The organism is Aquirufa sp. ROCK-SH2 (assembly GCF_054558315.1).
This window is the reverse complement of the sequence record NZ_JBPXKB010000003.1, coordinates 445,111-457,577: the sequence shown is the minus strand read 5'-3', so window position 1 is coordinate 457,577 and position 12,467 is coordinate 445,111. Positions and strand designations below refer to the sequence as shown.

Here is a 12,467-nt window from a genome sequence, read left to right as displayed (position 1 = left end):
TTCAAATACAATGAGTCAAACACCCATGTCTGAAACAAAACAAATCCCTCTTTCTTTCGAAGATACAGAAATTGCTTTTGCTTCTAAAAACAACTTTCAATTAAACAAATCATATTGGATTTTCGCCATTATGAACTTAAATTGGCTTGTAAAGTTAGGGACTTTTTTTATCAAATTGTTCCTTTTCTTGCATTTTCCAATAAAAAAATTAATAAAAGCCAGTATTTTTCAACAATTCTGTGGAGGAGAAAGCATTGATGCCTGCAATTCTACTATAAAAAACTTATCTAATTCTAATATTGGTACGATTTTAGATTTTTCTGTAGAAGGAGAAGAAAATCAAAAATCCTTTCGAGCAACCAAAGAGGAAATCTTAAAAACGATTCATAAGGCTCACAATAATCCATCCATTCCTTTTGCTGTTTTCAAAATTACAGGTATTTTTCACACTGAACTTTTAGAAAAATACCAAGCAGAGGAACAACTTTCAGGTAAAGAATTGGCCAATTTTGAGGAAAGCAAATCGTTTTTATTAGAAATATGTCAATTATCTGCAGATCTTGGAGTACGTTTATTCATAGATGCAGAAGAAAGTTGGATTCAAAATTCCATTGATGATTTATGTTATGAAATGATGGCGAAATTCAACAAAGAAACCGCAATCATCTACAACACCTACCAAATGTACCGCGTAGATATGTTGGATAATTTAAATATAGCTAACCAAGAGGCCATAAAAAATCATTATTTCTTGGGTGCAAAATTAGTTCGTGGAGCCTACATTGAAAAAGAAAGGCAAAGAGCGCACGAGGAAGAATATTCTGAACCTATTCACAAGGAAAAATCAGGAACGGACAAAGATTTCAACCTTGGACTCCAATTTTGTTTAGCAAATTTAGACAACATCCATTTCTGTATCGGCACGCACAACGAGGAAAGTTGTATATTACTTTGCCAATTGATGCATGAAAAAGGAATTGAGAAAAACCATCCAAATATCTATTTTGCACAACTTTTAGGCATGTCGGATAATATTAGCTACAATTTGGCTGCCAATGGTTACAATGTTGCAAAATATGTACCATACGGGCCTGTAAGTGCCGTAATGCCTTATTTATTTAGAAGAGCTGAAGAAAATAGCTCCATTGCAGGTCAAACCTCAAGAGAGTTTGCTCTGTTAAAAAAAGAAGTTTCGAGAAGAAAAAACAATGAAAAATAATCCGCTATATTACTTTATCATCAGTTTGATTGTCATTGTTTTGGACCAAGCGATCAAAATGGCTGTTCATTTTTATATGGATCCTGGTTATTTTGGAGAAATAGAAATTATTGGATCTTATGTAAAACTGCATTATACCCTTAATCCTGGAATGGCCTTTGGCATTCAATTAGGCTCCGTATATGGCAAATTAATGCTAACATCTTTTAGAATAATTGCTATGTTCGGCATTGGTTATGGGTTATTCCAACTATGTAAAAAGGATTCACACAAAGGATTATTAATTTGTGTCGCAATGATTTTAGGCGGTGCGATTGGGAACCTCATTGATTCCATATTTTATGGTGTATTTCTTGGAAATGCCCCTGAATCAGCTCCATTTACTTGGTTTCACGGACAAGTCATTGATATGTTTTTCTTCGATTTTTGGGAAGGAACACTTCCATCTTGGATTCCAATTTGGGGAGGAACTTACTACTCCACTCCTATTTTTAATTTTGCAGATGCTTCTATTTTCTGTGGGGTAGTTGCCATTTTGATTTTCCAAAATAAATTTTTCGGAGAAACAGAAAATAAATAAATTTTCAGAACTAAATATTGCTGGATGGATCCCAATTATTACTTGTTTTTCGTTCTTGCATTATTAGCTGAAATCATTGGCACTGTTAGTGGATTTGGCTCTTCCATTTTATTTGTTCCCTTAGCTGCCGCTTTCCTAGATTTCAAACTAGTGTTAGGTATAACTGCTGTTTTTCATGTATTCAGTAATATTTCTAAAATTTATCTATTTCAAACAGGTATAGACAAAAAAATCGTTTTCAAATTGGGGCTTCCAGCCGTCATATTCGTGATTTTAGGTGCCATTTTGACAAAATATATTCCACAAAAAGAAATTGAAATTGGCATGAATTTCATCATTCTCGGAGTGGCTATTTATTTAATTTCTGGACAAGCTGGTAAACTCAAGCAAAGCAATACCAATTTATATGGAGGAGGAATTATTTCTGGATTTTTAGCTGGACTTATTGGGACTGGCGGTGCGATTAGGGGAATCATTTTAGCAGCTTTCAACCTAGAAAAAAGTGCGTTTATTGCCACTTCCGCCATCATTGATTTTGGCGTAGACAGTAGCAGAGCGTTGGTATATATCTACCATGGATATTTCCAGCTTCAACATTTAGTTCTCATCCCTTTTTTAATTATAATCAGTATCATAGGCACCTATTTAGGTAAATTGATTCTCACTAAAATTTCTGATCAAATATTTAAGTACATTGTATTAGGAGTCATTATTTTAATGTCAGCTATTCAGGCGGTGAACTACTTTGTGAGGTAAGAGGTAAGAGGTAAGAGGTAAGAGGTAAGAGGTAAGAGGTAAGAGGTAAGAGTAGAATCGTGAATATTGGTCGATTTTATAAAAAAAATTCTTTTTTTTCATATTTATTCATCGTAATATTGCAATGTAATATTTAAAACATGGGAGTAACGAAATCCAATTTATTTAGTCAGTCACAAAATGAGCTTGCGCAAATGGCAAAAGCCTTGGGTCATCCGGCACGAATTGCCATATTAGAACATTTATCAAAGACGAACTCTTGTATAAACAGTGATTTAGTGAATGAATTGGGTTTAGCTCAAGCAACCATATCGCAACACCTAAGAGAATTAAAAGATCTTGGATTCATACAAGGTAGTATTGAAGGTGTTTCCGTTTGTTATTGTATCAACGCAGAAAAATGGAAGCAAATCAATCGAATCTTTGAACAATTTTTTAAACAATTTCCGAATCAATCAAATACTAATTGTTGTTAATTATGACAAATTCCGCCATTTTCCCTCGAATGCACGTTTCGCTTTATGTAAGCAACTTAACGGCAACAGTCAATTTTTATTCTACATTTTTTGGAAAACCTGCTGATAAAATCAAACCAGGTTATGCCAAATATATCTTAGATTCCCCTTCTTTGATAATATCCTTCATTGAAAACCCAGAAAGAGTTCAATCCAATTTTGGTCACCTGGGATTCCAAGTTGCTAGTCAAGAAGAAATGATGACTAAATTAGAAATAGCTAGAAATCAAGGCATTGTTTCAAAAGAAGAAATTGGCACATCTTGTTGCTATGCGGTTCAAGATAAATTTTGGGCAAATGACCCTGATGGAGTTCAATGGGAAGTATATTATTTTCATGAAGATGCAGAGTTCAATGACCCACATTATGAAAATTCGGATGCTTCTGCTTGTTGTATGCCACCCGTATCTGAAGTTAAAGAAAAAATTAAAATCGCTGAAATTCCATATCCCAACGCATGCGCTCCTGGTTCAGGATGTTGTTAAAATAGAACAAATATGTTTCCCATCTTAGAAAACAAATTAGACGAAATCTTTGCCTTAGCCATCTCTGATGAACGTAAAGAGGTATTACAAGTGTTGATAGATTATATCAAAAACAAAAGAAAAAAAGAAGAACCCATTCGTTTGAATTTTATTTGTACACATAATTCGAGAAGGAGTCAATTTTCTCAAATTTGGGCACAAACCGCTGCTGACATTTATGGTATTCCTGCACAATGTTATTCGGGTGGCGTTGAGGTTACAGCTTTCAATGAAAGAGCGGTTGCCTCCATCGAACGATTTGGATTCAAAATATCCAAAAGAGGTCATTCAAATCCGATTTACTTTGTATTTAATACCCAAGATGCCAACCCAATCATTACTTTTTCTAAAGTATTTGATGATGAAATCAATGCTAAAAATGGATTTGCGGCTATCATGACGTGTTCTCATGCTGATGAAAATTGCCCATTTATCCCAGGAGCAGAAGCTAGAATTGCCGTTCGTTTCGAAGACCCAAAAGCCTTTGATGACACCGAAATTGAGGCAGCAAAATACGATGAAAGATCCATGCAAATAGCCTCAGAAATGTTTTATGTTTTTGCGAATGCGATAGAGAAGTAGGAAGAGAGAAGAGAGAGGAGAGAAAACGGAAAAAAAAGAGAAGAGAGAAAAGAGAAGAGAGAAAATTGTATCTTCTTTCCCAATTTCCTCTCTTCTCTTTCCTAGTTTTCTCTCTTCTCTTTTCTCTCTTCTATTTAATTTTAATCATCAAAGAAACGCTATGTCCTTCCATGCCCGTGGTTCGCGAATAATATCCGTATCTGAATTCTAAGGCATTCCAATTGATTAAATTAGCAATTCCGCCTGGAGGAGCGATCCTAAAACCAGCACCGATAAATGCACTCGTAAAATTAGATATATCATAATCGGATGTGTAAAATTCTTCCGAGGGTGAATGTTTACCTTTCGCATTAAAGTATTTTGCCGCAGATTGAATGTTCAAACGGTAAAATGGACTAACAGAAAAGAAAGGTGATATTTTATAAGGCACCTCTATATTGAAAGTATGTGCACTCATTCCCCAAGAATCGACATAGGCCCGATAAAATGCCCTTATGATCGTCTTATCGCCCATAAAATAACTTAAACGGATTCCCACGGGCAATTTTAATCGAGTACCTGGCAATTTTTCAACCGTTTCATTGCCATTGGTAAAATATACCCGATGAAAAGGGGTACTCAACAAACCTTCTTGGTAACTTGGCTCTATCGTCCCTAATATTTGTAAACGTTGATTAATTACCTGTGAAAGTGAAAAAGCCACATTATAAGAATTTCTAGCTTTAAAGTCTATATTTCTTTGATCTCCGTGTGCACCAGAAGGGTAATTATATGGTCTCAATTCAGAAGGCAAAATGCACATGTAGGTATCTAAATAGGCTCCTCCTTTGACCGAAAATTCAGTATTTTTATCTTTTGACAACTTGGTTATCCCTGCATTAAAACCATGTGATTGGTAATCATATTCGGTAGAATAGGCATAACCTAGAGACTGGGTAATTCCAGACAAATCGTTCTTAACTGACCAATTTATACTTGGATAAATATGAACATCCTGTTTAGATGCCGAAGAAACAGTTAATGGATCAATTTGATCTGAAGAAGCAGAAGTATATCTGTCAATATTAAAATCGGCAGTGAAACTATGAAGCCGATTAAACATATCCATTTTGGAAAAACGAATTTCAAACGAATTACCAATATTAGTTAATTTTTCAGATCCAACACCACCCGTGATGGCGGAGTTATTACCATCTTGAGTATAATAACCAGACACCAAATTAATCTCTTCAAATTTCAATTTACGCTTTTGATAAGCAATTGAATCTACTCTTGAAACCGTATTTTGAGCTTTTATACCTTGTAAAAAAGAACAGTAAATCCCTATGGCTAAAATAAATTTTTTCATCTTCCTTACTGATTAATTACATCCACAACCACCACCACTTTTTCCGCCATTGGCTCCAGAGGCTCCTTCTCTATACAAATAAAAACTTTGCTCAAACTTTTCGCTTTTACGAGCAGCTAATTCCATTTCACTATCATTGATTCTGCTTTTTTGATATTCTCTCACTCTTGTACAAGAAGAGACAATAAAAAGCGACAAGATGGATAAGACAATCAATCTTTGATTAGGATTTAATTTCATAAGGCAAAAGCTAAATGTTCTTTTAAAGAAATATTTTTGGAGGTATAAATTTTATTATCATCATCGATAATGACACAAGCAACACCTTCTATTTGGTTGATTAAATCGAGGGCCACTTCTATCCCCATTACGGCAATGGGTGTAGTCAAAACATCTGCCAATTCGGCAAAAGGAGCTAACACAGTAACACTTTTTATTCCGTGTATCGGAAAACCCGTTTTAGGATGAATAGTATGCGAATATTTAACACCATCAATCCAGACGAATTTTTCATAATTTCCAGAGGTGGCAGCAGCAGAATTTTTCAAATCGAATTCCGCAAAGATTTTTCGAGAATCATCTGGATGAGCGATTCCAATTTTCCATCTCTCCCCTGTTTCTTGAGTTCCCCAAGCACACATATCTCCTGAGGCATTAACTAAACCATTTTCAAATCCTAATGAGACCAATAATTTCTTCGCACAATCTGCCGCATAACCTTTACCAATACCTCCAAAACCCATGCGCATTCCTTTTCGTTTAAGAAATACTGTCTGATCTTCCGCATTCAATTCTATATGTCTAAAATCGATCAATTCAACCGATTTTTTTGCCAACTCAGCAGAAGGTAATTGAGTCATGGATTGGTCAAAATTCCATAAACTTTTGTCTATTGAACCATATGTTAAATCAAAAGCACCCTGGGTAATTTCAGAAATTTTTTGAGCTCGTTGAATCAATTGAAACACTTCAAGATCTACTTTTTGTGGAGCTATTCCTGCTAAGTCATTGATTTGATTAATTTGACTATTTGATTGATAAGTGGATAATAATTGTTCTATACGTTTTATTTCGTTGACAGCCTTGCTGAGTCCTTCTTCAGCCATTTGTGCATCATCGCAGACTACACCGATGACAAAACGATTGCCCATTAATTTTTCAGTTTTACTAAAAAGCTGCATGGACATATTAATTAAACTGCTTTATTTCTGCAATAAATTTTGGAATAGAGGCTTGATAACCCTCCCATTCATGCAAGACTTTGCCATTTGAATCAATCAAAACAGTTAAAGGAAATTTGCCATTGGGATTATATTTCTCCGCCAAAATATCATTTTTATCTTGTTGGATTTTATCCAATTGATTCTTTTTCAAGCGAGGAAAATCTGCCCGAATTAACACTAATTTTTCTGAGGAAAAATTTTTAAATTCCGCCGATTCAAACACATCTTTTTTTAATTTAATACAAGGTCCACACCAATCTGAACCACTAAAATTCAATAAAATCAACTTGTTATTTTGTTTCGATTCTGTGACAGCTTGATTAAAATCCAAACCCCAATCGCCCAAAAACAATACTTGTAATAAAAATAAAAAAGCTAACTTCATTGTTCTTTTAAATTAATATATCACTAAGGTTTTTCCATCATTTGCTGTATTATAGATTAACAATGGCGATCTTGCAATGGTATTTAAATTTGATCCATTCAATGCGAATCTGGCACCATGATCGGTGCAATAAAATTCTGTTTTATTAAATACAACTCTTCTTTTGGGTTCATGCGTACATAAATTAGTCGCTGCGACATAATTACCATCTGAAGTTCTTCCTACCACAAACATATTACTCACAATCACATATCCGCCAGCACTTGCAAGGCTTTTCGCTGAAGTAGAAGTTAAATCGATTTTTGCTAATGGGGAGGTGATTTTTGCCAAATCAGCTGTAGAAACTGTTCCAGCTGGCAAAGTTGTAGTTGTTCCACCTGAACCACCGGATGTAGAACCACCCGTATTACTCGAGCCACCATTGGAGGAAGAACCACCACTAGAGGCAGCTGCAGATTTTGAGGTACTATCTAAACTAGCTACTGTTTCACCATTTTTATTCAATATCAAAGATTCAATAAAATAATCTTCTTTTTGACTACAAGCACTTAGAGCGGCCATTAAAGCTGGCCCAGTGAATCCGACTTGTTTTAAAAATTGGTAGCGATTAATATCTTTTTTCGACATTACTGAAATTAATAATTGTGATAACTCAAAAATAAGCGAATAAAAAATCAATTTAGTAGTGTGCCTTTCAAATAATAGACAATAACCCTTTTTTTGAAGACCATTCGCTTAGTCTCTATAATTTAGGGCAGGTTTTCTATCGCCAAGTAGAGATTTATATTTAAAATCAGCCCCTTGTCTCAATTTTAACTCTTCCTTAGCCTCTTTTACCAAATTAGGATTCATCAATAAATCGATGGCTGTTCCTGCCAATGTTTTGGCAGCTACCATCATTCCTTTGGTACCAATACTAGTTCCACCTGATGCTACAGCTTGCCAACTGTGAGCGGCAGTACCTGGCACCCACGTCGCAGCGACCATCGCAATTGTAGGAACGACCCAACTTACATCTCCCACATCAGTAGAGCCATTACTGAGAGGATCTTCTCTATTTGGATTGACAATTTGAGTAGAATTTACATCTATTTTTTGCATACCAACTGTTTGCTGTAATTGTTTCGCAAAAGCTAATTCCTGCGCGTTTAGCGTAAAACCTCCTACAGAAACCATATTTTTATCCAACACTTTGGCTAGTGAATTATTGGGTAACAATTCATAAACCCCACCTATTACCTCTAATTCTACTCTTGTACCTGTTCCCATTGCCGCACCTTCGGCGGCTTTCTCAATACGTGACCAAACATCCTCTACAACGGATCTTTGCGGAGATCTCACATAATAATAAACTTCCGCAAAATCTGGGACGATATTAGGAGCCTTGCCTCCGTTGGTAATCACATAATGAATCCGAGTAGAACTGGGCACATGCTCACGCATCATATTAGCCATAAAATCCAGCGCCTCCACTCCATCTAGAGCAGACCTGCCTCTTTCAGGAGAAGCTGCCGCATGAGAGGAAAGACCATAGAATCTAAATTTGCCCGTTTTATTTGCCAAAGAGGAAGTATTGCTAGTCGCATTCATATCATTGGGATGCCAATGTAAAACAACATCTACTTGATTAAATAAACCCTCTCGAACTAAGTAAACTTTTCCAGAACCTCCTTCTTCCGCAGGAGAACCAAAAAATTGAATGGTCCCTTTTTGACCTGTTTCTTTTAACCAATTTTTCACAGCAATCGCTGCCGCCACAGAACCAGTTCCAAACAAATGATGCCCACAAGCATGGCCTGCATTTGCCCCCAAACTTCTTTTGGTAGGAATAGAATCTTGAGATAATCCAGGCAAAGCGTCATATTCACCTAATATTCCTATTACAGGGCCACCTGTTCCATAACTAGCAATAAATGCTGTAGGAATTCCTGCAACACCCGGCTGTATGGTAAAACCAGCTTGTTTCAAGGTTTCTTGCAAAAGCAATGAACTCTTTTGTTCCTTGTATCCAAGTTCCGCATAAGACCAAATATTCTGGGCGATGCGAGCAAAATAGGATTCTTTTTGACTTAATTGTGTCAATACTTTTTTCTTTTGAAGATCTTGACCTAAAAGACTGATGGAAATAAAAAGGAAATAAAAAGCGATTAATAAGACTTTTTTCATGTTCTTGAAGGCAATAAAAAGTTAAACTGATTTTTTAAAACTTTGAATTCAAATTCATTTGCCTCCAACATTTCCCCGTCCAATTGAGCTTTAAGAATTCGATTGGTTGAAATACTAACGTCAGAGACTTCTAAACTCTCAACAAATGGAAAATGAATGTGCCAACCCATTTGAACAGTAGGCATTAAGACAATTCGTTGTAAAATATTGATGGGTTGACAAAGAATCAAATTAAGCTTCCCATCTTGAATGGAGGCCATGGGTGCAAATAAAAATCCCCCTCCGGCCCGAGAAGAATTGAAAACCATACATAAAAATACTTTTTTAGTAATGGTATCTCCGTTCAGTTGATATGTAATTTCGTACGATTTAAATGTAAAAATTTTAGGAATAGCCGCTAAAAAATAACCCCAAAATCCACCTATATAACGAATTGATTTCATCGATTTCAACACCTCTCCTTCAATCCCTATTCCCACTCCATTTAAAAAATATTTTCCATTGCAAAGTCCAGCATCTACTGCTTGAATTTCTCCATTGATCGCCACCTCTAAATGTTGCTCACGACTTAGTTTACCATACAATTTCCAATAAAAATCATTTCCTGTTCCACCTTTGAAAAGAATAATTGGTATTTTAATAGTTGGATATTGATTAATAAAATAGCACATCGTTCCATCACCCCCTAGTAACCAAATTCGATCAAAAGAACTTAAATCTTCTGGCCAAAATTGATCAAACAATTGGATATTTAAGTGATTAGAAATTTTAGTGGCATTTTCAAAGACCCATGTAACATAGGCCTTCGTTTTTGAGTCTGTTTTTAAAGGGTTTACTAAAAATGCAATTTTCAAAGTATTCATATTTAAATGATAAATATAATTGATTTAATAGAGAATTCCCTCAGAAGCGTAAGAGTTTAAATAAGTAATTTGCACATAATACCTGCAACAAATTTGCTTAAACTTTGTTACTTTAGTGTTTCCATCATTTTGAATAAAAACTTATCAATCATATGAAAAAGCAATTTCTAAGTCTTTTTTTAATTAGCGCAGGTGCCTTGAGCATTATGTCATTGAAAATTGTCAATCAACCAAAAGCCTTGGTACAAGATCCTGAAAAAAACTACACGCAATATTGTTCTAGTTGCCATGGCGAAAAAGTGGAGGCTTTTGTAGATCGCCAATGGAAACACGGTAAAAGCAAAAATGAATTGGTTTCAAGTATCACCAATGGTTACACGGATTTAGGAATGCCTACATGGAAAGGAATTTTAACTACAGAAGAAATCAATCAATTAGCTGATTTAATTGTAGAAAATTTAAAAACAGTTGATCAATACAAATTTGCGAATAAACCCACCTCTAACCATTTTTCATCAGAGGGCATGAAAATTGTTTTGGACACCATTGCAACTGGATTTGAAAGTCCATGGGGTTTTGCACAATTACCCAATAATGATTATTTAATTACAGATCGTTCTGGTTCTTTATATTTAGTTGATCAAAAACAACATAAGACATTGATCAAAAATACTCCGGAGGTAATGGCAAAAGGACAAGGAGGTTTATTAGATGTAGCTTTACATCCAGATTTCAAAAATAACGGTTGGGTTTATATGTCTTATTCTAAATTCAAAAAAGATGGGGCTATCACTTTAACTAGTACTGCGATTGTAAGGGGTAAAATCAAAAACAATGAATTTGTTGAAGCCCAAGAAATTTTCGAGGCTCAACCTTATACCAAAACTTTCCATCATTTTGGTTCAAGAATTGCGTTTGACAAAAAAGGATATTTATTTTTCAGTGTAGGAGAAAGAGGAATGGAAAAAGAATTCCCTCAAGAAACCAACAATGATAATGGTAAAATTCATCGATTAAACGATGATGGAAGCATTCCAAAGGACAATCCATTTGTTGGAAAAGATAAAACAAAATTCCATCACAGTATCTATTCTTATGGACAAAGAAACCCGCAAGGATTAACATTAAATCCATATACAGGAGCAATTTTTGAAACGGAACATGGCCCTAGAGGTGGAGATGAGTTGAATATTATACAGGCGGGTAAAAACTATGGTTGGCCAGTCATTTCTTATGGTATCAATTATGATGGAAAACCCATTACGAATATCAGTAAAAAAGAAGGGATGGAACAACCTGTCAATTTTTGGATTCCCTCTATTGCTCCTTCTGGATTGGCATTTGTAACAAGTGATAAATACCCAGCTTGGAAAGGCAATTTAATGATGGGCTCATTGAGATTCAATTACATGAATCGTTGCATCATCAAAGACAATAAAGTAGTAGGCCAAGAAAAAGTTTTATTGAATATCGGCAGAATGAGAAATGTCAAAATGGGTTCAGACGGATATTTATATGTGGGTGTAGAAAATCCTGGAATGGTTTTTAGATTAAGACCGGAGTAGATTAAGGTAAGAGGTAAGAGGTAAGAGGTAAGAGGTAATAGAGAAAACTAAAAAACTTTTACCTATTACCTCTTACCCTTTACCTATTACCTGGTTTCCACTTTCGTTTTCAAATAACTAACAATCACTTCCAAGCCTTTTTCGAAATGGTTATTGTTGGGAATGACGATATCTGAACTTCTTTTATGGGGACGAATATATTCTTCAAAAGTTGGTTTAACATGGTATTTCCAGCGATACATGACGTCTTGAAGATCATATCCGCGCTCCTCATTATCTCTTTTGATGCGTCGTTTCAATTTTATTTTATCTCGGGCATCGATAAAAACTTTAAGGTCTAATAAACTCGCGACATCTGCAAAATGGAACACAAATATTCCTTCCACCACCAATATTTTCCTTGGCTTAAAAGTTAAAGTAGCAGGAATCTTTTCCGAATTATTAAAGGTATATTCCAAACGAGTTACCTCTTCCCCATTTCTTAATTTCTCTATATCTTGTGCAAATGCAACATCATCAATTGCTCCTGGTAAATCAAAATTTTCAATTCCATTGATATCTTTTATCTGCTCATGTTTAGGGCGATAATAATTGTCTTGAGAAAGCAAGCAAATATCATCTTCTTTAAATTGAGCCATCAAGCTTTGTAAAAATAAGGTTTTACCAGAGGCACTCCCCCCAGTTATTCCAATGATAAACGGTCTATTAGTTGATGTCATGCTTTATTAAATTGGGCACAAA

The 12,467-nt window shown here is 35.2% G+C and carries 15 protein-coding genes; 7 read left to right on the top strand and 8 right to left on the bottom strand.

The genetic code is table 11. The annotated features are described in order from the left end of the window. Positions 1–10 precede the first annotated feature (10 nt). The 6 genes from V7S79_RS09085 to V7S79_RS09060 all read left to right on the top strand — a co-directional run bounded on the left by V7S79_RS09085 (position 11) and on the right by V7S79_RS09060 (position 4,176). Positions 11–1,219: a proline dehydrogenase family protein gene (locus tag V7S79_RS09085; RefSeq protein ID WP_459490266.1), complete on the top strand. Its 1,209-nt coding sequence runs from the start codon at positions 11–13 to the stop codon at positions 1,217–1,219. After that, positions 1,209–1,799 (top strand): lipoprotein signal peptidase, encoded by a 591-nt coding sequence (locus tag V7S79_RS09080; protein ID WP_459490265.1) that lies wholly within the window; start codon positions 1,209–1,211, stop codon positions 1,797–1,799. The genes V7S79_RS09085 and V7S79_RS09080 overlap by 11 nt, the downstream gene beginning before the upstream one ends. 24 nt (positions 1,800–1,823) lie before the next feature. Beyond that, positions 1,824–2,555 (top strand): sulfite exporter TauE/SafE family protein, encoded by a 732-nt coding sequence (locus V7S79_RS09075; RefSeq protein ID WP_459490264.1) that lies wholly within the window; start codon positions 1,824–1,826, stop codon positions 2,553–2,555. 140 nt (positions 2,556–2,695) lie between these two features. Beyond that, positions 2,696–3,031: an ArsR/SmtB family transcription factor gene (locus tag V7S79_RS09070; protein WP_459490263.1), complete on the top strand. Its 336-nt coding sequence runs from the start codon at positions 2,696–2,698 to the stop codon at positions 3,029–3,031. A gap of 2 nt (positions 3,032–3,033) precedes the next feature. After that, on the top strand, positions 3,034–3,555 hold the full coding sequence (locus tag V7S79_RS09065) for an ArsI/CadI family heavy metal resistance metalloenzyme (protein WP_459490262.1): 522 nt from the start codon (positions 3,034–3,036) through the stop codon (positions 3,553–3,555). A gap of 12 nt (positions 3,556–3,567) precedes the next feature. Beyond that, positions 3,568–4,176, top strand: coding sequence for a low molecular weight phosphatase family protein (locus V7S79_RS09060; protein ID WP_459490261.1), 609 nt, complete (start codon positions 3,568–3,570; stop codon positions 4,174–4,176). Between the two features lie 130 nt (positions 4,177–4,306). Here V7S79_RS09060 and V7S79_RS09055 read toward each other — a convergent pair whose 3' ends face one another. From V7S79_RS09055 to V7S79_RS09025, 7 genes are all read right to left on the bottom strand, one after another. Then, positions 4,307–5,524, bottom strand: a complete 1,218-nt coding sequence (locus tag V7S79_RS09055; protein ID WP_459490260.1) for a DUF3570 domain-containing protein — start codon at positions 5,522–5,524, stop codon at positions 4,307–4,309. Between the two features lie 12 nt (positions 5,525–5,536). Next, positions 5,537–5,764: a DUF4266 domain-containing protein gene (locus tag V7S79_RS09050; RefSeq protein WP_459490259.1), complete on the bottom strand. Its 228-nt coding sequence runs from the start codon at positions 5,762–5,764 to the stop codon at positions 5,537–5,539. Next, positions 5,761–6,705 carry an FAD:protein FMN transferase gene (locus tag V7S79_RS09045; RefSeq protein WP_459490258.1) on the bottom strand — a complete coding sequence of 315 codons (945 nt, stop codon included), beginning with the start codon at positions 6,703–6,705 and terminating at the stop codon, positions 5,761–5,763. Before V7S79_RS09045 ends, V7S79_RS09050 begins: the two co-directional genes overlap by 4 nt. Positions 6,706–6,712: 7 nt before the next feature. Next, the gene (locus V7S79_RS09040) at positions 6,713–7,132 is read right to left on the bottom strand and encodes a thioredoxin family protein (protein ID WP_459490257.1); all 420 of its coding nucleotides are present in this window, start codon (positions 7,130–7,132) and stop codon (positions 6,713–6,715) included. 12 nt (positions 7,133–7,144) lie between these two features. Further along, the gene (locus V7S79_RS09035) at positions 7,145–7,759 is read right to left on the bottom strand and encodes a Rieske 2Fe-2S domain-containing protein (protein ID WP_459490256.1); all 615 of its coding nucleotides are present in this window, start codon (positions 7,757–7,759) and stop codon (positions 7,145–7,147) included. A 108-nt stretch (positions 7,760–7,867) separates the two neighbouring features. Further along, positions 7,868–9,298, bottom strand: coding sequence for an amidohydrolase (locus V7S79_RS09030; protein ID WP_459490255.1), 1,431 nt, complete (start codon positions 9,296–9,298; stop codon positions 7,868–7,870). After that, complete coding sequence (locus V7S79_RS09025; protein ID WP_459490254.1) at positions 9,295–10,161, bottom strand: diacylglycerol/lipid kinase family protein; 867 nt, start codon at positions 10,159–10,161, stop codon at positions 9,295–9,297. The genes V7S79_RS09030 and V7S79_RS09025 overlap by 4 nt, the downstream gene beginning before the upstream one ends. Before the next feature lie 152 nt (positions 10,162–10,313). Here V7S79_RS09025 and V7S79_RS09020 point away from each other — a divergent pair, with 152 nt between their 5' ends. After that, entirely contained in the window at positions 10,314–11,726 is a 1,413-nt protein-coding gene (locus tag V7S79_RS09020; protein ID WP_459490253.1) for a PQQ-dependent sugar dehydrogenase, read from the top strand. An 86-nt stretch (positions 11,727–11,812) separates the two neighbouring features. Here the strand turns inward: V7S79_RS09020 and V7S79_RS09015 are convergent, their stop codons facing one another. Then, entirely contained in the window at positions 11,813–12,445 is a 633-nt protein-coding gene (locus V7S79_RS09015) for a uridine kinase family protein (RefSeq protein WP_459490252.1), read from the bottom strand. Positions 12,446–12,467 lie beyond the last annotated feature (22 nt).